This is a genomic window from Pseudomonas paraglycinae (genome assembly GCF_021601625.1).
GTDB lineage: Bacteria > Pseudomonadota > Gammaproteobacteria > Pseudomonadales > Pseudomonadaceae > Aquipseudomonas > Aquipseudomonas paraglycinae.
Window position 1 is genome coordinate 263,426 of the sequence record NZ_BQHR01000008.1, and the last position, 21,969, is coordinate 285,394.

General features: G+C 62.4%; 19 protein-coding genes and 1 pseudogene. 3 read left to right on the plus strand and 17 right to left on the minus strand.

Annotated features, from left to right (window positions below; genetic code table 11):
• Positions 1–568 precede the first annotated feature (568 nt).
• Positions 569–3,820: a ribonuclease E gene (gene rne, locus L6D82_RS14500; protein WP_236189811.1), complete on the plus strand. Its 3,252-nt coding sequence runs from the start codon at positions 569–571 to the stop codon at positions 3,818–3,820.
• 66 nt (positions 3,821–3,886) lie between these two features.
• Here the strand turns inward: rne and L6D82_RS14505 are convergent, their stop codons facing one another.
• The 13 genes and pseudogenes from L6D82_RS14505 to L6D82_RS28850 all read right to left on the minus strand — a co-directional run.
• Positions 3,887–4,483 carry a nucleotidyltransferase family protein gene (locus tag L6D82_RS14505; protein ID WP_129973702.1) on the minus strand — a complete coding sequence of 199 codons (597 nt, stop codon included), beginning with the start codon at positions 4,481–4,483 and terminating at the stop codon, positions 3,887–3,889.
• Positions 4,480–5,460 carry an XdhC family protein gene (locus L6D82_RS14510; protein ID WP_236189813.1) on the minus strand — a complete coding sequence of 327 codons (981 nt, stop codon included), beginning with the start codon at positions 5,458–5,460 and terminating at the stop codon, positions 4,480–4,482. The genes L6D82_RS14505 and L6D82_RS14510 overlap by 4 nt, the downstream gene beginning before the upstream one ends.
• On the minus strand, positions 5,460–7,781 hold the full coding sequence (locus tag L6D82_RS14515) for a xanthine dehydrogenase family protein molybdopterin-binding subunit (protein ID WP_236189815.1): 2,322 nt from the start codon (positions 7,779–7,781) through the stop codon (positions 5,460–5,462). The genes L6D82_RS14510 and L6D82_RS14515 overlap by 1 nt, the downstream gene beginning before the upstream one ends.
• Positions 7,778–8,248 carry a (2Fe-2S)-binding protein gene (locus L6D82_RS14520; protein ID WP_039770687.1) on the minus strand — a complete coding sequence of 157 codons (471 nt, stop codon included), beginning with the start codon at positions 8,246–8,248 and terminating at the stop codon, positions 7,778–7,780. Before L6D82_RS14520 ends, L6D82_RS14515 begins: the two co-directional genes overlap by 4 nt.
• 247 nt (positions 8,249–8,495) lie before the next feature.
• On the minus strand, positions 8,496–9,515 hold the full coding sequence (gene murB / locus L6D82_RS14525; RefSeq protein WP_236189823.1) for a UDP-N-acetylmuramate dehydrogenase: 1,020 nt from the start codon (positions 9,513–9,515) through the stop codon (positions 8,496–8,498).
• Positions 9,512–9,976, minus strand: a complete 465-nt coding sequence (locus tag L6D82_RS14530) for a low molecular weight protein-tyrosine-phosphatase (RefSeq protein ID WP_064598568.1) — start codon at positions 9,974–9,976, stop codon at positions 9,512–9,514. The genes murB and L6D82_RS14530 overlap by 4 nt, the downstream gene beginning before the upstream one ends.
• Positions 9,976–10,740, minus strand: a complete 765-nt coding sequence (kdsB, locus tag L6D82_RS14535) for a 3-deoxy-manno-octulosonate cytidylyltransferase (RefSeq protein WP_064383500.1) — start codon at positions 10,738–10,740, stop codon at positions 9,976–9,978. The genes L6D82_RS14530 and kdsB overlap by 1 nt, the downstream gene beginning before the upstream one ends.
• The gene (locus L6D82_RS14540; RefSeq protein WP_003174668.1) at positions 10,737–10,922 is read right to left on the minus strand and encodes a Trm112 family protein; all 186 of its coding nucleotides are present in this window, start codon (positions 10,920–10,922) and stop codon (positions 10,737–10,739) included. The genes kdsB and L6D82_RS14540 overlap by 4 nt, the downstream gene beginning before the upstream one ends.
• A gap of 24 nt (positions 10,923–10,946) precedes the next feature.
• Positions 10,947–11,957, minus strand: coding sequence for a tetraacyldisaccharide 4'-kinase (lpxK, locus tag L6D82_RS14545; RefSeq protein ID WP_236189826.1), 1,011 nt, complete (start codon positions 11,955–11,957; stop codon positions 10,947–10,949).
• Positions 11,957–12,385, minus strand: a complete 429-nt coding sequence (locus L6D82_RS14550) for an ExbD/TolR family protein (protein ID WP_007950767.1) — start codon at positions 12,383–12,385, stop codon at positions 11,957–11,959. The genes lpxK and L6D82_RS14550 overlap by 1 nt, the downstream gene beginning before the upstream one ends.
• A complete protein-coding gene (locus L6D82_RS14555; RefSeq protein ID WP_165369563.1) occupies positions 12,382–13,017 on the minus strand; it encodes a MotA/TolQ/ExbB proton channel family protein in 636 nt (211 codons plus the stop codon). The genes L6D82_RS14550 and L6D82_RS14555 overlap by 4 nt, the downstream gene beginning before the upstream one ends.
• A gap of 78 nt (positions 13,018–13,095) precedes the next feature.
• Positions 13,096–15,288, minus strand: a complete 2,193-nt coding sequence (locus tag L6D82_RS14560; RefSeq protein WP_445009171.1) for a DNA internalization-related competence protein ComEC/Rec2 — start codon at positions 15,286–15,288, stop codon at positions 13,096–13,098.
• Positions 15,260–15,358: pseudogene (locus tag L6D82_RS28850) on the minus strand (hypothetical protein); the annotation flags it as partial. The gene L6D82_RS14560 and the pseudogene L6D82_RS28850, both read right to left, overlap by 29 nt.
• 117 nt (positions 15,359–15,475) lie before the next feature.
• On the opposite strand from L6D82_RS28850, the gene L6D82_RS14565 reads away from it, so the two are divergent.
• Positions 15,476–15,994, plus strand: a complete 519-nt coding sequence (locus L6D82_RS14565) for a DUF2062 domain-containing protein (RefSeq protein ID WP_007950764.1) — start codon at positions 15,476–15,478, stop codon at positions 15,992–15,994.
• Between the two features lie 54 nt (positions 15,995–16,048).
• Here the strand turns inward: L6D82_RS14565 and L6D82_RS14570 are convergent, their stop codons facing one another.
• From L6D82_RS14570 to L6D82_RS14585, 4 genes are all read right to left on the minus strand, one after another.
• A complete protein-coding gene (locus L6D82_RS14570; RefSeq protein WP_007950763.1) occupies positions 16,049–16,828 on the minus strand; it encodes an ABC transporter permease in 780 nt (259 codons plus the stop codon).
• Positions 16,825–17,757, minus strand: coding sequence for an ABC transporter ATP-binding protein (locus L6D82_RS14575; RefSeq protein ID WP_085612257.1), 933 nt, complete (start codon positions 17,755–17,757; stop codon positions 16,825–16,827). The genes L6D82_RS14570 and L6D82_RS14575 overlap by 4 nt, the downstream gene beginning before the upstream one ends.
• A gap of 133 nt (positions 17,758–17,890) precedes the next feature.
• Positions 17,891–18,514 (minus strand): glutathione S-transferase family protein, encoded by a 624-nt coding sequence (locus tag L6D82_RS14580; RefSeq protein WP_236189829.1) that lies wholly within the window; start codon positions 18,512–18,514, stop codon positions 17,891–17,893.
• Positions 18,515–18,557: 43 nt separating this feature from the next.
• The gene (locus tag L6D82_RS14585) at positions 18,558–19,217 is read right to left on the minus strand and encodes a transglutaminase-like domain-containing protein (protein WP_236189831.1); all 660 of its coding nucleotides are present in this window, start codon (positions 19,215–19,217) and stop codon (positions 18,558–18,560) included.
• A 248-nt stretch (positions 19,218–19,465) separates the two neighbouring features.
• Between L6D82_RS14585 and L6D82_RS14590 the strand changes: the two genes are divergently transcribed.
• Complete coding sequence (locus L6D82_RS14590) at positions 19,466–21,913, plus strand: acyl-CoA dehydrogenase (RefSeq protein WP_236189833.1); 2,448 nt, start codon at positions 19,466–19,468, stop codon at positions 21,911–21,913.
• Positions 21,914–21,969 lie beyond the last annotated feature (56 nt).

A 21,969-nucleotide genomic window follows, 5' to 3' on the forward strand; every position in this document is an offset into this window, starting at 1 on the left:
AGGACGCGAGGCCGTCCTACGGGGCTTTTGCTACGTAACGGTGGAGTTTGCAGCTGTAACAAGCGCAGGTGACATGAGGCCTGAATCACGCCGCAAAGCAGAGTTTTGACTCGCCACGCGAGCCATATTCACGGCCAGTTCACAAAGTGCAGTCAGCCGCGGATGACCCCGAGCGAAGACTCCGGAAACACCGCCTGAATTAGCCATGATGCGTGACCTCCCCTTTCGGAGCTCACGGTAAATGCCAACCCGCTGCGGATTCTGCGCGCGGCAGCACCCGAATTATCAGGGATACGTGTAGGGTGGAGATGCACAACCGCTGGACTGTGTAGCAACAGGTTTTATCAAGACGCTTCATCTCGTCCACAGCCACCGGTTGATTCCTCCTCCTGACTGAGTGCTTAAGTAGCCACAGCAAGCAGGACGCGTACGTCGCGATAACGGCCCAATTGGCCGGACATCGCTGGACACGGGAATGGCCAACCACTCCCGACGCACCTGACACCGACCGTGAGAAGTCGTGTGTGCCGAACGCCGTTTCCGGCAGCCCGGAAACCGACGGTACTACATGAAAAGAATGCTGATTAACGCAACTCAACCCGAAGAGTTGCGTGTTGCACTGGTAGATGGCCAGCGCCTCTACGACCTGGACATCGAATCCGGTGCACGCGAGCAGAAAAAGGCCAACATCTATAAAGGCCGCATCACTCGCATCGAACCAAGCCTTGAGGCTGCCTTTGTCGATTTCGGCTCCGAGCGCCACGGCTTCCTGCCCCTCAAAGAAATCTCCCGCGAATACTTCAAGAAAGCCCCTGAAGGCCGCGTCAACATCAAGGACGTCCTGAGCGAAGGCCAGGAAGTCATCGTTCAGGTCGAAAAAGAAGAACGTGGCAACAAGGGCGCAGCCCTGACCACCTTCATCAGCCTGGCCGGTCGTTACCTCGTTCTGATGCCGAACAACCCGCGTGCCGGCGGCATCTCCCGTCGCATCGAAGGCGAAGAGCGCAACGAACTGCGTGAAGCGCTGAACGGTCTGGTCGCTCCGGCCGACATGGGTCTGATCGTGCGCACTGCAGGCCTGGGCCGCAGCAGCGAAGAAATGCAGTGGGACCTCGATTACCTGCTGCAACTCTGGACCGCCATCAAAGAAGCCTCGCTGGATCGTTCCGCGCCGTTCCTGATCTACCAGGAAAGCAACGTCATCATCCGCGCCATCCGCGATTACCTGCGCCAGGACATCGGCGAAGTGCTGATCGACAGCGTTGAAGCCCAGGACGAAGCCCTGACCTTCATTCGCCAGGTGATGCCGCAGTACGCCAGCAAGATCAAGCTTTACGAAGACAGCGTTCCGCTGTTCAACCGTTTCCAGATCGAAAGCCAGATCGAGACCGCTTTCCAGCGCGTCGTTGAACTGCCGTCCGGCGGCTCCATCGTCATCGATCCGACCGAAGCCCTGGTGTCCATCGACATCAACTCGGCGCGCGCCACCAAAGGCAGCGACATCGAAGAAACCGCCCTGCAGACCAACCTTGAAGCGGCTGAAGAAATCGCCCGTCAGTTGCGCCTGCGCGACATCGGCGGCCTGATCGTCATCGACTTCATCGACATGACCCCTGCCAAGAACCAGCGCGCCGTGGAAGAGAAAGTCCGCGAATGCCTGGAAGCCGACCGCGCCCGCGTGCAGATCGGTCGCATCTCGCGCTTCGGCCTGCTGGAAATGTCCCGTCAGCGCCTGCGTCCTTCGCTCGGCGAAAGCAGCGGCATCGTCTGCCCGCGCTGCAGCGGCACCGGCATCATCCGTGACGTCGAATCGCTGTCCCTGGCGATCCTGCGCCTGATCGAAGAAGAAGCCCTGAAAGACCGCACCGCCGAAGTTCGCGCTCAAGTGCCGATCCCGGTGGCCGCGTTCCTGCTCAACGAAAAACGCAACTCGATCACCAAGATCGAACTGCGCACCCGCGCCCGCATCGTCATCCTGCCGAACGATCACCTCGAAACCCCGCATTTCGAAGTTCAGCGTCTGCGTGACGACAGCCCGGAAGCCGCGACCAACCAGTCCAGCTACGAAATCGCTGCCGCTGCCGCCGACGTCGAAGACGTCCAGCCAGCCGCCGCGACCCGCACCCTGGTGCGCCAGGAAGCCGCCGTCAAGACCGCTCCGGCCCGCGCCAACGCTCCGGTTCCGACCGAAGTCGCCGCTCCGGCCCCGGCACCTGCTCCGGTTGCCGCGCCAGAGCCAAGCCTGTTCAAAGGCCTGGTGAAGTCGCTGGTCAGCCTGTTCGCCACCAAGGAAGAACCTGTAGCTCCGGTTGTGGTTGAAAAACCAGCCACCGAGCGTCCGGCCCGCAACGAAGAGCGTCGCAACGGTCGTCAGCAGAGCCGCAACCGTAACGGTCGCCGCGATGAAGAACGCAAGCCGCGCGAAGAACGTGCACCGCGTGAAGAGCGCGCCCCACGTGAGCCGCGTGAAGAGCGTCAGCCGCGCGAACCACGTGAAGTCCGCGAGCCGCGCGAATCCCGTGACGAAGCACCGGTAGCCCGCGAAGAACGCGCACCACGCGCCCCTCGTGAAGAACGTGCACCACGTGCTCCACGTGAAGATCGCAAGCCGCGTGGCGAGCGTGAAGAACGCGTACGTGAACTGCGCGAACCTCTGGATGCCGCTCCGGCCGTTGCTGCCGCCGCCACCGCTGAAGAGCGTCCGGCCCGTCAGCCGCGTGAAGAACGTGCGCCACGTCCTCCGCGTGAAGAGCGTCAACCGCGTGCCGAACAGGCCGCTGCTGCCGTCGCTGAAGAAGAAATCACCACCAACGAAGAGCAACTGCCGGAAGACGGTTCGGAGAACGCCGAAGGCGATCGTCCACGCCGCCGCTCCCGTGGTCAGCGTCGTCGCAGCAACCGTCGCGAGCGTCAGCGTGATGCCAATGGCAACGTGATCGAAGGTTCGGAAGAATCCGAGTCCGGCGAAAACACCCAGGCGCCAAGCACTGCCGATCTGGCTGCTGGTCTGGCTGTGACCGCTGCGGTTGCCAGCACCGCGATCAGCGCTCCGGCTGAAGCTCAGGCCCACGAGCAAGCTGAACGCGCTACCGCTGCAACACTGGAAACTGCTCCAGTAGAAGCGCCGGTTGTTGAAGCAACCACTCCGGTAGAAGTAGCTGCCGCTCCGGAAGTCGAAGTGGCTCCGGCTCGCGAAGCTCAGCCTCAAGCTGAAGTGGCTGCCGAACCAGCGGTGACCTTCCAAGCACCAGCCGTAGTTGAAGAGTCGGTTGTCGAAACCGTCGCAGAAACCGTGACCGAAACCGTGCGTGAAGTTCGCGAAGAACAGACCGCATTCAACTGGGTCGCCGAGCCAGCTGTCGCAGAAACACCAGCGCCAGTGGTTGAAGCACCTGTTGTTGAAGAAGCCAAGACTGCCGAGCCAGTAGTGGTTGCCGAACCGGCACCGGTCGTTGAAGCCCCTGTGGTTGAAGCGCCAGTTGTCGCCGAAGCACCTGCCCCGGTAGTTGAAGCGTCTCCAGTTGTCGCGCCGGTCAGCGCCCTGACCCCAAGCGGCCGCGCACCAAACGACCCGCGTGAAGTACGTCGTCGCAAGCGTGAAGAAGAGCGTCTGCAGAAGGAAGCCGAACTGGCTGCCGCTGCTGCTCCAGTCGCTGCCGAGCCAGTGGTTGCCGAAGTGGTCGAGGCAGCTCCTGCCCCGGTCGCTGAAGAAGTTGCCGTTGAGGCCGTGATTGCCGAAGCACCACGCTCCGTTCAGGAAGCGGTCGAGCAACACGAAGAGGCCCAGGAAAAAGAACACGAGCCTAAACCTCTCGTCTGATTCCAAAGCCAATAAAAAGCCCCGCCTGGTGATCCAGGCGGGGCTTTTTATTGGCTCAAGGTTTTATCAGGATGGCGGGAAAACCAGCGCATCCGGCACGTCGATATCCCACAACACACCCGGATCATCCACCGCGACTTCAATCACTCGTCCTTGGGCAAACAGCGGTCTGGCGCCGCGGTCACCGGACAAAGACATCAGTCCCGCTGCGAACGATCGACCAAACCCGACCGGATGCCCATAGTCACCGTTCAACGTCGGTACGCTGACCGCATCCTCGGCAATCGCCGCCACGACCCGTTCCATGCTCGACGGCAGGATGAACGGCATGTCGCCCAGCACAATCAGCCAGCCATCGGCATCCGGGCAAGCCGCCACACCCGCCGCGATGCTGTCGCCCATTCCCGTGGATTCGATCGAGACAATGTCACACCCATAAGCCTGCGCCATGCGCATTGCCTGCGGGCGCGCCTCGGTCGTCACCAGCACTCGCTGGTCGAGGCTCGCCGGCAGGTTCACCAGCACCTGCTCGATCACCGAACGCACCGCGCCATCACGCCCGGTGCAATCGGCCAGCAGCTTGTCCTTGTCGGCACCCGCCACTTCGCGAAAGCGGCTGCCCTCGCCCGCCGCCAGCACAATCACTCCGATGGATCGGCTCATACACTCTCCACTGTTTTCTTCTGCTTGAGCTCGACACCATTCTTGATCGCGACGATTTCCGCCAACAGCGACAAGGCGATTTCCGCCGGGGAATGGCTGCCAATATGCAAACCGATCGGCCCGTGCAAACGGGCGATGGCCGCTTCCGACAAGCCTAGCTCAGCCAGATTTTCCCGACGTTTGCGGCTATTGACCCGCGAGCCGAGCGCACCGACATAGAACGCTTTGGAATCGAGCGCCGTGAGCAGCGCCATGTCGTCCAGCCGTGGATCATGAGTCAGCGCGACAATCGCCGTGCGTTCATCGGTCTGGATGTTCAGCACCGCTTCATCCGGCATACCGGGCACAAACCTCCCATGCTGCTCTTCCCAGCCATAGACGAACTCGGTGCGCGGATCACAGATCAGCACTTCGAAATCCAGCAGCCGCGCCATCTCGGCCACATACCGCGACAACTGCCCGGCGCCGATCAACAGCAGGCGCCAGCGTGGGCCGTAAATGGCACGCAGGGTTTGTCCGTCGAAACTCAATGCGTCGGTCTTGCCGGCCGGTCGCAGCACCACCTCGCCAGTGCCGATGTTCAGCTCGCGAGCGACGATTTCGTGGGCTTCGCAGCGATCCAGCAACTCGGCGACCCACGCCGGATCGCCGACTCGCTCCTCGGTCAGGCGCAGAGTGCCGCCGCACGGCAGGCCGAAACGCGCCGCCTCTTCCTGCGTCACGCCGTAGGTGATCAAATGCACCGGCGGCCCGTCGGCGGGAATCCGTCCGTCGTGCAGCCGGGCGATCAGATCGTCCTCGACGCAACCTCCGGACACCGAACCGATCACCACGCCATCTTCGCGCAACGCGAGCATTGCGCCGGGCGCCCGGGGCGCGGTGCCCCAGGTCTGCACCACGCTGAACAACATCACTCGCTGCCCGGCGCGACGCCATTCGAGCACACTGCGCAGGACATTCAGATCGGCGCTGTCCATCACCCTTGCGCCTTCTGCCAGCCCTGCAACTGGTAACGCACCGGCAGGTTACGGATGCGCTGGCCGGTGGCGGCGAAGATCGCGTTGCACAGCGCCGGCGCAATCGGCGGTACGCCCGGTTCACCAACACCGCCCAATGGCACCTCACCCGGCGGCGTCACCAGATGCACCGCGACTTCCTTCGGCGCCAGCGACATGCGCGCCACCTCATACATATGGAAGTTGTCCTGCTGCACCTTGCCGTCCTTGAAGCTGATTTCGCCCCACACGGCATTGCCCAGGCCCATCACACAGGCGCCTTCGAACTGCGAACGGATCCGCTCCGGGTTGATCTGCGGGCCGCAATCCACAGCGATATCGGCCTTGTGCACGATCAGCGTGCCGTCGTCCTTGACCTCGACTTCGATCACCGCCGCCACGTAGGTGACGAAGCTGTAATGCACCGCCAATCCGAGACCACGACCCTTGGGCAGTTGACGACCCCAACCCGCCGCCTTGGCCGCAGTCTCGAGCACGGTGCGCATCCGCCCGGTGTCGATCGGATAACGCTCTGGGGATTCGCCGTAGTTCCATTCTTCACTGAGCGTACGCGGGTCGATCTGCCGATCCGGGCCGAGCAACTTGATCTGATACTTGAGCGGATCTTCCTTGGCCTTGTGCGCCAGTTCGTCGACGAAGCTCTGAATTGCGAAGCCATGGGGAATGTTCGACACCGAGCGATACCACCCGACCCGCGTATGCACCGTGGCTTCAGGGTTTTCCAGGCGCACGTTGGGAATCGCGTAGGCCATGTTGGTAAAGCCCATGCCCAGCTCGAACGCAGCTTCGTGATTCATGCCCGGCGCAAACAGCGCGGTAATGCTCGGCGCTACCGTGCGGTGCAGCCAGGCGGACGGCAAGCCGTCCTTGCCGACGCCGGCCTTGAGGTATTCGGCGGACACCGTGTGGAAATACGAGTTGTGGATGTCGTCTTCCCGGGTCCATTGCACGCGCACTGCTTTGCCAGGAAATTCCTTGGCGAGCACGGCAGCCTCAACGACGAAGTCCGGTTTGGACTTGCGGCCGAAACCACCGCCGAGCAGTGTCACGTTAAAGGTGACGTTATCGAATGGCAGCCCCAGGCGTTCGGCGATGCGCTCGCGGGTGACCTGCGGCGCCTGGCTCGGTGCCCACGCCTCGCAGGTGCCATCCTTGTAACGGGCGATGGCAACCATCGGCTCCATCGGTGCCTGGGCCAGATGCGGCAAGTAATAAGAGGCTTCCAGAGTGCTGGCGGCACTGCCGATGGCCTTGTCGATGTCGCCGGTATTGCGTACCACTTTGCCCGGTTTCAGCGAAGCGGCTTCGATCTCCTTGCGATAGGCGACCGAGTCATAAGTGGCGTTCGGGCCATCGTCCCACTCGATCTTCAGCGCTTCACGACCTTTCAATGCCGCCCAGGTGTTGCTGGCCACCACGGCCACGCCGCCCAGTGGCTGGAATTCCGAAGGCAATGGCCGGGGTTCGATCTGGATGACTTTGAGCACGCCCGGCACTTTCAGCGCGGCGCTGTCGTCGACCGACTTGACCTTGCCGCCGTACACCGCCGGACGCGCAATGACCGCGAACAGCATGCCGTCGAAATGCACGTCGGCCCCGTAAACCGCCCTACCATTGACGATGTCGGCACCGTCGATGGCTTTGGTGCCTTCCTTGCCGATGTAACGAAATTCTGACGGCTGCTTGAGCCGCAGGCTGTCACGGGCCGGCACCGTCAGCGCACTGGCCGCAACGGCCAGCTCACCGTAACCCAACTCGCGCCCGGACGGCGTGTGAATGACTTTATGCAGTTGTGCGCGGCATTCGCCGACCGGCACCTTCCACTGCGCGGCGGCGGCCTGCTCCAGCATGGTCCGCGCGGCAGCGCCGCAACGGCGCATCGGTTCGTACCAGTGACGCATGCTGCGCGAGCCGTCGGTGTCCTGGTTGCCGAAGCGCACCTCATCACCCGGCGCCTGCTGAACCTTGACGTGCGCCCAGTCGGCTTCCAGCTCATCGGCGACCACCATGGTCAGGCTGGTGCGCACACCCTGGCCCATTTCCGAACGGTTGCAGACCACGGTCACCGTGCCGTCAGCGGCAATGCTGACGTAGACCTTCGGATCATCGATCCAGCCGTTCGGCATGCCGTCGGCGCCAAACTGCTTTGGCTTGTCTTCGGCCAGCGCATCCTGCCAGCCCCAGCTCGCCGCCAGCACCAGCGCACCCGTGGCGCCGACGCCCTTGAGGAAGCCCCGGCGACTCAGGTTGCTCAGGGCGAAATCGTTCGGTAGACGGCTCATGCCTTGGCCTCCTTCAGGTGAGTGGAGGCCTGACGGATCGCGGTCTTGATCCGGTTGTAGGTGCCGCAGCGGCAGATGTTGCCGACCATCGCCTCTTCAATCTGCTCATCGCTCGGATTCGGGTTGGTCTTGAGCAACGCGGTGGCGGACATGATCTGGCCGCCCTGGCAGTAACCGCATTGGGCCACAGCGGTGTCGAGCCAGGCTTGTTGGACGATCTGACCGACCGGGTCGGCATGCAGGTTGTCGATGGTGGTCACGTTCTGCCCGACCACCGAACCGATCGGGGTGATGCAACTGCGCGCCGGCGCGCCGTCGATATGAATGGTGCACGCACCGCACAGGCCCATGCCGCAGCCGAACTTGGTGCCGTTGTAACCGGCGACGTCGCGGATCGCCCACAACAGCGGCATGTCCTCGGTGACATCGAGTGGATGATCTTGACCATTGAGTTTCAGGGTAATCATGGGCACGCCCGCATATTCTTGGAGGTTATGGGGTCGAGCCATCTGCCACCGCAGGGACGGTAGTGGTTCGCGCAGATCGGCTCAGGCTAATCAGGCTCTCTTGTACGGACGGGAACGTCTGCACCGGGCCTTTGGTGGAGCAAATGGTTGGTATCGTTAGCTGGCTACGTTAACCCGCGATTAACAAAAAAGCCCTGCACTTTTTAAATAAGTGCAGGGCTTTGGGTTCAGCCTTGAAAGCGTAGCCTCAATACCTGTTGGGCTCCATTTCCAGCTCGACATTGAAACGTTCTGCAATGTCTTTCTGGATGCGCTGGGCCAGATCGAGTAATTGCAGCCCGGTCGCCGTGCCGTAGTTGACCAGCACCAGCGCCTGCAATTTATGCACGCCGGCATCGGCCTCACGGAAACCTTTCCAGCCGGCACGCTCGATCAACCAGCCGGCCGCCAGTTTCATCTGCCCGTCCGGTTGCGCGTAGGCCACCAGATCTGGATGCTGCGCCTTGATCTGTGCGACCACGGCCGCCGACACCAGCGGGTTCTTGAAGAAGCTGCCGGCATTGCCGAGCACCGCCGGGTCCGGCAGTTTTTCGCTGCGAATGCTGCAAATCGCTCGACTGACATCCGTCGGCGTCGGCTGCTCGATGCCCTGCTCGGTCAGACGCTGACGCACCGGGCCGTATTCCAGGTGCAGATGGGCGACTCGATCCAGTGCAAAGCGCACCCGCAGGATCAGCCAACGACCCGGCTGCTGCTTGAACACGCTGTCGCGGTAGGCGAAGTTGCACTCTTCCAGACTGAAGTCGCGCAGCTCGCCGGTCTGGCGATCCAGCGCCGTCAGGCCGGCGAACACATCCTTGATCTCGACACCGTAGGCACCGATGTTCTGCATCGGTGCGGCGCCAACGGTGCCGGGGATCAGACTGAGATTCTCCAGCCCGGAAAACCCCTGCGCCAGCGTGTGCTGCACGAACGGGTGCCATGGCTCCCCAGCTTCGGCTTCGATCACCACGCGGTTGCCGTCGTCGCTGATGACGCGGATGCCACGAGTGGCCATGCGCAGCACCAGCGCCGGGATGTCCGCCGTGAGCAACAGGTTGCTGCCGCCACCGATCACCAGCAACGGCACATCGTGGGAAGTCGCGTAAGCCAGGGCTTCGCGCACATCGGCGTCACTGTGGGCTTCGGCAAACAGCTGCGCGCGAACGTCGACGCCGAAGGTATTGAAGGGTTTCAGGGAAACCTGCGGTTGCACCTGCAAACTCATAACCGCCCCTTCACTTCGATCAACAGCTGATCGCAGGCACGTTCGATCAGATCCAGCACCTGCTCGAAACCCTGATCGCCGTCGTAATACGGATCCGGTACTTCATCGACTTCGCCTTCATAGCGGCGCAGGAACAGATCCAGCTCGGCCTTGCCGGTGGACGGTTGCAAGGCCTTGAGGTTGCGCAGGTTGCTGTTGTCCATGGCGAGGATCAGGTCGTAGCTGGCGAAATCGGCGCGGCTGACCTGCTGGGCGCGTTGCGCCGACAGGTCATAACCACGCAGTTTGGCCGCAGCCTGGCTGCGCTTGTCCGGCGGATTGCCGACGTGCCAGTCGCCGGTGCCGGCGGAGGCCACTTCGACCTGATCCGCCAGTCCCGCTTCACGCAACTTGTGGCGCAAAACGCCTTCGGCGGTGGGCGAACGGCAGATGTTGCCCAGGCATACGAACAGAACGCGCATCAGGCCTCCAGCAGGCGACGGACGCGCTCGAGATCTTCGGCGGTGTCGACCCCGGTCGGCGGCGCGATCAACGCGTCAGCCACATGAATCCGCACGCCGTGCCACAGGGCACGCAGTTGTTCGAGGGATTCGGTGTTTTCCAGCCAGCACGGGCCCCAGCTCACGAAATCCTGAAGGAAGCCGGCGCGGTAGGCATAAATGCCGATGTGACGACGATACGGCACGCCTTCCGGCAACACATCGCGGCTCTTGGCGAACGCATCGCGGGCCCATGGCAGGGTCGCGCGACTGAAGGTCAGCGCCAGACCGTTGAGGTCACTGACAACCTTGACCACGTTCGGGTTGAACAGGGTTTCCACGTCTTCGATCGGCTCGGCCAGGGTGGCCATGCGCGCTTCGGTGTGGGCTGCGAGGTTGGCGGCGACCTGATCGATCACGCTCGGCGGGATCAGCGGTTCGTCACCCTGCACGTTGACCACGATGGCATCCGGCTCCAGACCCAACTTCGCGGCCACTTCGGCCAGACGATCAGTGCCGGAGTTGTGATCTTCACGGGTCAGCACCACTTCGGCGCCGAAGGCCTTGCAGGCCTCGACAATGCGCGCATCGTCGGTGGCCACGACCACACGGCTGGCGCTGCTTTTGCTGGCCTGTTCCCAGACGTGCTGAATCATCGGCTTGCCGGCGATATCCAGCAGCGGCTTGCCCGGTAGACGGGTCGAGGCGTAGCGCGACGGGATGACAACGGTGAAGGCTGTGGTCATTTATCCAGACGCTCGTCGGTGGTCAGGGTGCGGGCTTCGCTTTCCAGCATGACCGGGATGCCGTCGCGGATCGGGTACGCCAGGCCGGCGCCCTTGCTGATCAGTTCGGTCTTGTCGGCGCTGAGCTTGAGCGGGCCTTTGCAGATCGGGCAGGCGAGGATGTCGAGCAGTTTGGTGTCCATGAACATTCCCTGGATAAAAACGGATTAAGGCAAAAGACGATCCGGCAACAGGCGCATCAGTTGCGTGTCGAACCAGGCCACGAAGGCCGGCGACGGCACGGCATCGACCGCCAGGTACCACCAGTCATCGGCGGCGAAGGCACGGCACTTCACCGCGTCCTTTTCAGTCATCACCACTGGCAATGACGGCGTGAAACTCAAGGCCTGCACGCTGTATTCGGCGTGATCGGCAAACGCGTGGGGCACAGGCCGCCAGTCTAGCGCTTCGAGGGTATTGAAGAAACGTTGCGGGTTGCCGATCCCGGCGACCGCGTGCACGGCCTGACCGGGCGGGAAATGATCGAGCGACCGGCGTTCGCGGCTGCGCAAATTGACCAGCGCCGACGGTTTGAGACGGAAAGCGAATCCGCCGTCGCGATCCTCAAGGGCGCCATTGAACAGCACACCATCAACGCTTTGCAGGCGCTCGGCCGGCTCGCGCAGGGGGCCGGCGGGCAGGCAGCGCTGGTTGCCAAGGCCACGAGCGGCGTCGATCAGCACCAGTTCCAGATCCCGCGCGAGGCGGTAATGCTGCATGCCGTCATCGGACAGGATCAGGTCCAGCGGCTCGCTGTCCAGCAGGGCTCTGACGGCGGCGCTGCGATCGGGGTCGATCATCAGCGGCACGCCGGTGCGCTGCACGATCAGCAAAGGTTCGTCGCCGGCGATGTCGGCAGTCTGGTCAGCTTCGACCCGCCATGGCAGTTGCGCCGGTTTGGCGCCGTAACCGCGACTGACCACGCCGACCCGCAGCCCGTGGCGTCGGCAATGCTCGATCAGCCACAGGATCATCGGCGTCTTGCCGGTGCCGCCGACGGTGATGTTGCCGACCACGATCACCGGCACCGGGGATTGATAGATCTCACCCTCGCCGTCGAGAAAACGCTGACGCTTGCCGGCCACGACGCGGCGGTACAGCCACTCCAGCGGCCGCAACAGCGTCAGGGCCGGGTGCCCCTCGTACCATGCGGCGAGCAGACGATCGGACATGGCCATCAGGATTTGGGCGCCGCCTCGACCGTGGTCATGCGCAGATGGCTGAAACCGAGCTTGCCGGCCGCGTCCATGGCGGTGATCACGGATTGGTGCTGAGTCTTGCCGTCAGCACTGATCGACAACGGCATGTTGGTGTCGCCGTTGGCTTCTTTCTGCATGGCTTCCATCAGGGTCGCCAGATCGTTTTTCGGCAGAATCTTGTTGTTCACCGAGAACACGCCTTCGGCGCTGATGGCCACGTCCAGTTGCTTGACCTGCTGGTCCTCGGCCGGCGAGCCGCTGACCGCTTCCGGCAGATCGACACGCAGCTGGGTTTCGCGGGTGAAGGTGGTGGTCACGACGAAAAACAGCAACAGGATGAACACCACGTCGATCAGCGACGCGAGGTTGATGTCGATGGTTTCCCGGGGTTTGCGACGGAATTTCACGCTTTTTCCCCGGCCAGATCGACGTCACGGTCGCCCTGCACCACTTCCACCAGTTTGATCGCTTCCTGTTCCATGCCCACCACCAGTTCATCGATGCGGCGTTGCAGGAAACGGTGGAAGAACACTGCCGGAATACCGACCATCAGGCCCGCAGCGGTGGTGATCAGCGCCTTGGAAATACCGCCGGCCAGCACCGCAGCATTGGTGGTCATTCCCGAGCCGGTGAAGGCGCTGAAAATATCGATCATGCCCAGCACCGTGCCCAGCAGACCGAGCAGCGGCGACATGGCGGCGATGGTGCCCAGCGCGTTGACGTAGCGTTCCAGCTCGTGGATGACCCGGGCGGCCGCTTCTTCAATGCACTCCTTCATGATCTCGCGACCATGCTTGGAGTTGGCCAGGCCCGCGGCGAGGATTTCCCCCAGCGGCGAGTTGGCACGCAATTCCTTGAGTTTTTCCTTGTTGAGCTGCTTGTCCTTGATCCAGACCCAGACCTGACCCAGCAGATGCTCAGGGGTGACGCGACTGGCGCGCAGGGTCCACAGGCGCTCGGCGACGATCGCCATGGCGGCGATGGAACTCAGAATGATCGGCAACATCATCCAGCCGCCGGATTTGACCAATTCCCACACAGTGACAGCCCCCTCGAAAAAGTGCGCCACTTTACCATACCGGTTCGCGATAAAGACCCGTCGCCCCGACGACCGTGCTCAACGGTACTCCGCCCCCGGCAACGGCGGGTCGCGCCAGAAGCGACGTTGTTGACGCAACGACCGGGCCGGCTGAAACCGCCCCAGTTGCAGATGAATGGCGCCCTGCTCGGCGCTGTCATGGATGTGTATGCCCTGTTTGCGGTAGCGGGCAATGACCGTCGGGTGCGGGTGGCCGAACGAATTGCCCTGCCCTCGGGAAATCAGCACGGCCTGTGGCTGCAAAGCCTTGAGCAAGGCCATCGATGAGGAACTGCGGCTGCCATGGTGCGGGGCTTGCAGCCACCGGGTTTGAACTGCCAGCGCGCTGTTGAGCAGGTCCCGTTCGGCGGCGCTGTCGATGTCGCCGGTCAGCAGCAACCGCTCACCGTTGGCTTCGATCTGCAACACGCAGGAACGCTGATTACTGTCGTGGGCGTCGGCCCATTGCCATAGATGAAAGGCAACGCCGTCCCACTGCCATTGCCGACCACTTTCACAGACCTCGGCATTCAGCGCTTCGGCCAGCCCCGGCGGATCGCCGCTGATGACCCGGCTGACCGGCAATCCTTTCGCTACGGCGAGTGCGCCACCCGCGTGATCGGCATCGGCATGGCTGAGCAGCATCAGGTCGAGGTGTTCCACCCCCAGTTTGCGCAAGGCCGGCAGCACCACTCGCTCGCCGAGGTCGAAGTCGCCGAAACGCGGGCCGCTGTCGTACAGCAAGGTGTGATGCCGGGTGCGGATCAGAATCGCCAGGCCCTGGCCGACATCCAGTTGCCAGACATCGGCCACGCCTTCGGCCAGACGCTCCCGGGGCGGAAATGCCAGTACCAGCAGCAATGGCCAGCCCAAAGGACGCAAGGGAACGCCTCGGGGGAGCAATAACAACAAAGCACCAAGACCTCCCAGCGCCCAGACCCACCACTCCATCGTCGTCGGCACCCACGCTGGCCAACGCCCGGCAATCAGGGCCAGTGCCCGGAACAACCCGTCGATCAGTCCGCCGGCCAGCCACAGCAGACCTTCCCCGACATAAGGAATCGGCAGCAGCAATGTGCCCAGCAACGCCGGCGGCAGCACCGCGAAACTGACCCACGGCACCGCGAGCAGATTGGCCAGTGGTCCGCTTAGGCTGATCGGCAGGCTCAGCGCCACCAGCACCGGGCACAAGCCGATCGCGATCAGCCACTGCGCGCGCGTCCAGGTCTGCCACCAGCGCCACGGCCCCAGACGGCCGCCGAAGGTGAAGATCAGCACGGCGACCGCGATAAAGGACAGCCACAACCCCGGACGCAGACTGGCCAGCGGATCCATCAACAACACGCCGTTGAAGGCCAGTAGCAACGGCCACCACGCACCGAGGTGGCGAAATCGCAATCGCCACAGCAGCACCAGCGCAACCATTACGCAGGCGCGCCGCACCGGTACATCGAACCCGGCCAGCAGGCCGTAACCCAGCGCCGCCGCGAACGCCAGACCGCACGCCCAAGGCAGCCAGGGCCAACGCAACGGCCAGATCCCGACCCGCGCCAACCCGGCGACCAGCGCATACATCAACGCCGCCAACAGCCCGATATGCTGGCCGGAAATCACCAGCAGGTGCACGGTGCCGGTGTCCTGCAAAGTCTGCCAATCCTCGCGACTGAGTCCCGAACCATCACCGAGCACCAGCGCAGCCAAGGCTCCGTTACGTCCCTGGGCATCCACTGCAAGCAGGCGCTGGCGAATGCTGTCACGCCAGGCCCACTGCGCCGGCGCCAGGCGCTCGCCATCCTTCACCGTCCCGGTGGCGCCGATGCGCTGCGCCAGCAGCCAGGCTTCGTAATCAAACGCATCCGGATTGAGCAGGCCACCGGGGCGCTTGAGCTTGACTGCCAGTCGCCAGCGTTCGCCACTTTTGACCTCAGGCCCGACGTACCACGCCAGACGCATCAGCGACGGCAGTTTCTCGTGACGCGAGCGCGCATCGGCCAGTTCGAAGCGCACGACGCCCTCGGCATTCTGCGGCAAGCCGACGACCCGCCCTTCCACCCAGCGCGTTTCGCCATCCAGCCTGGAAGGCAGTCGATCATTCAGCGCCATCTGCGCGCTGAAACCCGCCCATGTGAATCCAAGCAGCAAAAACGCCAGTGCATAGCTGCGAAACGGCAGCAGCATCAGCGCCACCCACGGCAACACCAGCAATAACCCGACCGGCGGCAAGGCCGGCAAAAAAACCGGAGCCAGCAGACCGACCGCCAGCGCCATCATCCCTGTGCGCATAAGCCCGTCCTTGAGAGTCCCACCTTCAGGCATAGCGGCTGCGGGGCACGCGCGTCGTTATCAATTGTCACAAAGTCTGAATGGGCGGTTCATAGAATCCAGACATACTTGCCGCCTTAACCGACCGAGAAGCCTTATGCCCCGGCGCTTATTCAAACGTTACATGCCCGACCCGACGAGCATCAGGGAACACAAATCCTTACGCTTTCTCGGAACGTTGCTGCATGACCCGAACCTCTGGCACCTCAACCGACACTCGGTGGCCCGGGCCATGGCCGTTGGCCTGTTCGCCGCGTTCCTGCCGATTCCCGCACAGATGCTGGTGGCCGCCGTCCTCGCGATCATGGTGCGCGGCAACATGCCGATTGCCGTCAGTCTGGTCTGGCTGACCAATCCGATCACCATGCCGGCGGTATTCTTCTGCACGTATCAGGCCGGGGCCTGGCTGATGGATGTGCCCGCCCGCACGCTCCCCGACGAATTGACCTGGGAATGGATCAGCGGTGAGCTCTCGACCTTGTGGCAACCGTTCCTGCTGGGTTCGGTGGTGGTCGGGTTGGCACTGGGCGCCCTCGCCTATTGTCTGGTGATGATGTACTGGCGCTGGTGGGTGGCCCGGCAATGGGCGCGGCGCAAGAAAAGACGTCAGGCGTGAATGCAAAACGGCCTCCACTGTGGGAGGCCGTTTTTCATTGCAGCATTGAAGGGATCAGGTGCGCATGCCGCGCCCGCTCACCAGCAACCGCGAACAACCGATATACAGCACCACGGTCGCCACCAGCATGAAGGTGATCGCGATGCCGATGCGAATGTCCGACACACCGAGGATGCCGTAACGGAAAGCGTTGACCATGTGCAGCACCGGGTTGGCCAGCGACACGGTCTGCCAGAACGGCGGCAGCAAGGTGATCGAATAGAACACGCCGCCCAGGTAGGTCAGCGGGGTCAGCACAAAGGTCGGGATGATCGAGATGTCATCGAAGTTGCGCGCAAACACCGCGTTGATGAAGCCCAGCAGCGAGAAGATCGTCGCCGTCAGCACCACCACCAGCACCGTCACGCCAAGATGGTGTACCTGCAAATGGGTGAAGAACAGCGACAGGATCGTCACAATCACACCCACCATCAGGCCGCGCAGGACGCCACCAATGGTGTAACCGATCAGGATCGTGTGCGGCGACACCGGCGACACCATCAGCTCTTCGATGGAGCGCTGGAACTTGCTGCCGAAGAAGCTCGACACCACGTTGCCGTAGGAGTTGGTGATCACCGACATCATGATCAGCCCCGGCACGATGTACTCCATGTAGGTGAAGCCACCCATATCGCCGATCTGCCGGCCGATCAGGTTACCGAAGATCACGAAGTACAGAACCATGGTGATCGCCGGCGGCAGCAGAGTCTGCGGCCAGATCCGGGTGAAGCGTCTGACTTCGCGGTAAACGATGGTGTTGAGGGCAACGAGGTTGGGGCGCAGCTCGGAACTCATACCGCCACCTTCGACAGATTTTTCTCCACCAGGGACACGAACAGCTCCTCGAGGCGATTGGTTTTATTGCGCAGGCTCAGCACTTCGATGTTCTGCAGGGCCAGTTGGCCGAACAGCGCAGTGATGCCCATGGACTTGTCGACCTGGACTTCCAGCGTATGAGCGTCTACCAGCCGGGCCGGATAGCCGACCAGTTGCGGCGCAACCGCCAGATCACTCTTCAGGTCGAGCAGGAAAGTCTCCACATGCAGTTGGCCGAGCAGCTGACGCATGCTGGTGTTCTCGACGATGGTGCCGTGGTCGATGATCCCGATGTTGCGGCACAGCTGCTCAGCCTCTTCCAGGTAGTGGGTGGTGAGGATGATAGTGATGCCTTTCTGGTTCAGTTCGGTGAGGAACGTCCACATCGAACGGCGCAGCTCGATATCCACCCCGGCGGTCGGTTCATCGAGGATCAGCAGACGCGGTTCATGCACCAGCGCCCGGGCGATCATCAAGCGACGCTTCATGCCGCCGGACAGCGAACGCGACGGCACATCGCGTTTGTCCCACAGGCCGAGCTGGGTCAGGTACTGCTCGGCGCGTTCCTTGGCGATCTTCGCCGGAATGCCGTAGTAACCGGCCTGGGTCACGACGATGTCGAAGGTCTTTTCGAACTGGTTGAAGTTGAATTCCTGGGGCACCACGCCGATGGAGCGCTTGAGCGCCGCCGGGTTCTTGTCCAGGTCGTGGCCAAAGATATTCACCGTGCCGCTGGTCTTGTTGACCAGGGTCGAGAGAATGCCGATGGTCGTGGATTTGCCGGCGCCGTTGGGGCCGAGCAAGGCGAAGAAGTCACCTTCGGCGACGTCCAGATCGATACCACTCAAGGCCTGGAACCCGTTGCCGTAGGTTTTGGTTAGCTGCCGGATGGACAGAGCGGAACTCATATCGGATTTACGCACCCAGTAAAGAAAAAAGGACTGATAAAAGGCCGGCGGCGAGGAAGACAACCGCAGCGCTAGAGCGCAATGGTGCTTGCCGTCGCCGCACAAGTACAGTCAAGTGTGTCGATAGTAGGTATTAAGTCAACGCGGTCATGACAGCTTTCTGATACGCCGGACGCTGCTTCAGCCGCGCATACCAGGCTTCAAGATTCGGCTGTGACGCGCGCTCGATCGGCATCTCGAACCAGGCATAAATGAAACTGCCGAGCGGGATATCGCCCATGCCGATTTCGTTGCCGGACAGATACGGCTGATCCTTCAGCGCCTCATCGGCCATCGCCAGCAAGCCGTCACATTCCTTGATCGCCGCATGGATTGCCGGCCAGTCCTGCTTGTCTGCCGGGGTACGCAGAACGCCCCAGAACACCGTGCGAAACGGTCCTACAAAACTGGAAGTCGTCCAGTCCATCCATTTGTCAGCGGTAGCGCGGGTCTGCGGATCCGCCGGGTACCACGAAGTATCGGCTGCATGCTTTGCCAGCAGGTAACGCACAATGGCATTGGATTCCCACAGCACAAAACCGTCGTCCTGAATCACCGGCACCCGCCCGTTCGGGTTCATTGCCCGGTACTCCGGCGTGTCGACCACCCCAAACGCGCCACCGGCATCAATGGCCTCGTAGGCCAGCCCGAGCTCTTCGGCAGCCCACAACGGCTTTCTGACATTCGACGAATTCTTGCGACCCCAGATCTTCAGCATGACCGCCTCTTTTCCAGTAAATGGGCAGGCAGCATACGCCGGATCAGAGGCTGCCGACATCACCGCGCATGTCACCGGACAGTGGCGTCTGCTGATCGTTGAACAGGTGCGGATAACATTTCTGCAGATGTTCGAAGAAAAAAGATTCCGGTACATCGGCGAACTGGCCGTGATCGACCAAGTACTCCATCAGCAGCGCACCATCGCTGTTGTACGGGTGGAAAACGCTGTCGTTTACGCCATCGAATTCCAGCGGCGCAACGTTGAACATTTCGCAGAGTTTCTGGTTGAACGCGGGTGTGGCTTTCACCCAGCGATCATTGAGAAACAGCTCGGTATAACCATGCATGGCGAACACTTCGCTTCTCAGCAGTTCAAGCAGACGCGGCGTCGACAGATGATTTTTCACATCCGCCAGACCAATGCGTGCGGGGATCCCGCAATGGCGCGCGCAACCGGCGAGCAACGTGGCCTTGGGCACGCAATAACTTTCACCTGCCGCCAGCGCGTAGCTGCCGCGCAAGGTCAGCGGGTCGCGGCTGAAGGTGTACATGTTGTAGCGCACCGCCTCGCGCACGGCGTAATAAAGACTGATCGCCTGCGCGAGCGGATCGCGGCTGGCACCACGGTGCTGCTCGGCGAACTCCACCACCGAGGGGTGGTCACTATCGATGAAGCGGCCGGGGCTCAGATACTCGTGCATGACGACATTCTCCTGATTGAGCCCCGAGTCTAGCGAGAGGTTCAGCACAGAGATAACGACGTTTCGGCCAAACATGCACGCAAAGACGCGGAAGCGGCGAACGATTTCCCACGCGTGTTGCCCACCGAACCTACAAAAGACATCCGGGGTTTCCCACGATTTCAATCACCTTGCTCTGACCGCCCCGTTTTGCAGATGCCGTCTAAGCTCTGGAGGGTCGGTTCGCCCTGGTTCACGGAGGATTAAATATGCTGTTGTTGTGGATACTGGTTCTGATCGTCGGCGTGGCGTATCTGGCACACCGGCGCATCGCCCCGCTGCCGGCACTGGGCATCGTTGCCGCTTACCTGTTGGCGATGGGAATTTTCAGCCACGCACCGGGCTGGTTGCTGCTGATTTTCTGGGTCGTGCTGGCCCTGGTGGCCGCCCCGCTGCTGTTGCCTGACCTGCGCCGCAAACACTTCACCGCGCCGCTGTTCAGCTGGTTCCAGAAAACCCTGCCTCCGATGTCGCAGACCGAACGCGACGCGATCGACGCCGGCACGGTGTGGTGGGACGGCGAACTGTTCAGCGGCCGTCCGGACTGGGACAAACTGCTGTCCTATCCCAAGGTGCAACTGAGCGAAGAAGAACAGGCATTCATCGACGGCCCGACCGAAGAACTCTGCGCGATGGTCACCGACTGGCAGATCGGTCAGTCGATGGATCTGCCGCCCGAAGCCTGGACTCACATCAAGGAACACGGTTTCTTCGCCCTGATCATTCCCAAGGAGTTCGGCGGCAAGGGTTTCTCCGCCTACGCCCACTCCCAGGTGGCGATGAAACTGGCGACCCGCAGCGGCGACCTCGCCTCTACCGTGATGGTGCCCAACTCCCTCGGCCCGGCCGAACTGCTGCTGCATTACGGCACCGACGAACAACGCAATCATTACCTGCCACGGCTGGCCCGGGGCGACGACATTCCTTGCTTTGCGCTGACTGGCCCGCTCGCGGGTTCAGACGCGGGTGCGATGCCCGACACCGGGATCATCTGCAAAGGCGAATGGGAAGGTCAGGAAACTCTCGGCCTGCGCCTGAACTGGGAAAAACGCTACATCACCCTCGGCCCGGTCGCGACCTTGCTCGGCCTGGCCTTCAAGGCCTATGACCCGGATCACCTGCTCGGCGACAAGGAAGACCTGGGCATCAGCCTCGCGCTGATCCCGACCGACACCCCCGGCGTGGAAATCGGTCGCCGCCACTTGCCGCTGGGCGCTGCGTTCATGAACGGCCCGAACTCCGGCAAGGACGTATTCATCCCGCTGGACTTCCTCATCGGCGGCCAGGACATGCTCGGCAAAGGCTGGATGATGCTGATGAACTGCCTGTCGGTCGGGCGCTCGATCTCGCTGCCGGCAGTGGGCACCGGCGCGGCCAAGTTCACCAGCCTGGTGACCGGGCAATACGCGCAGATCCGCGAGCAGTTCAACGTGCCGCTGTCTGCCTTCGAAGGCATTCAGGAAGCCATGGCGCGGATCGGCGGCAACGCCTGGATGATGGACGCTGCGCGGATGCTGACCGCCAATGCGGTGGACCTGGGCGAGAAGCCCTCGGTGCTGTCGGCGATCCTCAAATACCACCTCACCGAACGCGGTCGCGAGTGCATCAGCCACGCCATGGACGTGCATGGCGGCAAGGCGATCATCATGGGCCCGAACAACTATCTGGGTCGCAGCTGGAACGGCGCGCCGATCTTCATCACCGTGGAAGGCGCCAACATTCTTTCGCGCAACCTGATGATCTTTGGTCAGGGCGCAATCCGCTGTCATCCGTTCGTGCTCAAGGAAATGGCCCTCGCCGGTCGCGAGGACAAGGATCAGGCGCTCAAGGAATTCGACGGCCTGCTGCTCAAGCACATCGGATTTGCCGTGAGCAACGCCGCCAGCACGCTGGTGCTGAACCTCGGCTTCGGCCATTTCGAACATGCACCGGGAGACAAACTCAGCCAGGGTTATTTCCGCGCCCTCAACCGTCAGGCTGCCGCGTTTGCCATGCTCGCCGACCTGAGCATGATGCTGCTGGGCGGCGAACTGAAACGCCGCGAGCGTCTGTCGGCGCGTCTGGGTGATGTGCTGAGCAACCTGTATCTGGCCTCGGCGGCGCTCAAGCGTTATCACGACCTCGATTCCCCGGCGTACATGGAACCGCTGTTCCGATGGGCCATGGAAGAAAGCCTCGGCCAGTCGGAAAAAGCGCTGGATGAACTGCTGACCAACTTCCCGAACCGGGTCTTCGGCTGCCTGCTGCGAGTGATCGTGTTCCCGTTCGGCCGCCGTCACAAAGGCCCGTCGGACAGACTCGGTGCCGAAGTGGCTGCGGTCATCGGCCGGGCCAAGGGCGATCCGGCGCTGGAAGAACTGCTTGCCGGCTGCTATCGCCCGCAATCGGCCGACGATGCGGTCGGTGCGCTGCAGCACGCCTGCGATCAGTTGAACGCTGCGCAACCGCTGCACAAAAAACTGCACACCTCGCTCAAGAGCGGTCAGGTCAAACCGGTCGCCGGCGAACACGCCATCGATGCGGCACTGGAGGCCGGGGTATTGCAGGCCGTGGAAGCCCAGACCCTGCGTGATGCCGAAGTGGCGCGGCGCAAGGTGATCGATGTCGATGATTTCGACAAGGAGCAACTGAAACCGGCGGACGGCAAAATCCGCTGATCCCTTCAATCAGTGAAAAACGGGCGCAGGGGCTTTATACTCCCGCGCCCGTTTTG

Bases quoted from the DNA above. Each gene is read 5' to 3' on its own strand.
- rne (WP_236189811.1), top strand. From the start codon at position 569: ATGAAAAGAATGCTGATTAACGCAACTCAACCCGAAGAGTTGCGTGTT.
- L6D82_RS14505 (WP_129973702.1), bottom strand. From the start codon at position 4,483: ATGAGCCGATCCATCGGAGTGATTGTGCTGGCGGCGGGCGAGGGCAGC.
- L6D82_RS14510 (WP_236189813.1), bottom strand. From the start codon at position 5,460: ATGGACAGCGCCGATCTGAATGTCCTGCGCAGTGTGCTCGAATGGCGT.
- L6D82_RS14515 (WP_236189815.1), bottom strand. From the start codon at position 7,781: ATGAGCCGTCTACCGAACGATTTCGCCCTGAGCAACCTGAGTCGCCGG.
- L6D82_RS14520 (WP_039770687.1), bottom strand. From the start codon at position 8,248: ATGATTACCCTGAAACTCAATGGTCAAGATCATCCACTCGATGTCACC.
- murB (WP_236189823.1), bottom strand. From the start codon at position 9,515: ATGAGTTTGCAGGTGCAACCGCAGGTTTCCCTGAAACCCTTCAATACC.
- L6D82_RS14530 (WP_064598568.1), bottom strand. From the start codon at position 9,976: ATGCGCGTTCTGTTCGTATGCCTGGGCAACATCTGCCGTTCGCCCACC.
- kdsB (WP_064383500.1), bottom strand. From the start codon at position 10,740: ATGACCACAGCCTTCACCGTTGTCATCCCGTCGCGCTACGCCTCGACC.
- L6D82_RS14540 (WP_003174668.1), bottom strand. From the start codon at position 10,922: ATGGACACCAAACTGCTCGACATCCTCGCCTGCCCGATCTGCAAAGGC.
- lpxK (WP_236189826.1), bottom strand. From the start codon at position 11,957: ATGGCCATGTCCGATCGTCTGCTCGCCGCATGGTACGAGGGGCACCCG.
- L6D82_RS14565 (WP_007950764.1), top strand. From the start codon at position 15,476: ATGCCCCGGCGCTTATTCAAACGTTACATGCCCGACCCGACGAGCATC.
- L6D82_RS14570 (WP_007950763.1), bottom strand. From the start codon at position 16,828: ATGAGTTCCGAGCTGCGCCCCAACCTCGTTGCCCTCAACACCATCGTT.
- L6D82_RS14575 (WP_085612257.1), bottom strand. From the start codon at position 17,757: ATGAGTTCCGCTCTGTCCATCCGGCAGCTAACCAAAACCTACGGCAAC.
- L6D82_RS14580 (WP_236189829.1), bottom strand. From the start codon at position 18,514: ATGCTGAAGATCTGGGGTCGCAAGAATTCGTCGAATGTCAGAAAGCCG.
- L6D82_RS14585 (WP_236189831.1), bottom strand. From the start codon at position 19,217: ATGCACGAGTATCTGAGCCCCGGCCGCTTCATCGATAGTGACCACCCC.
- L6D82_RS14590 (WP_236189833.1), top strand. From the start codon at position 19,466: ATGCTGTTGTTGTGGATACTGGTTCTGATCGTCGGCGTGGCGTATCTG.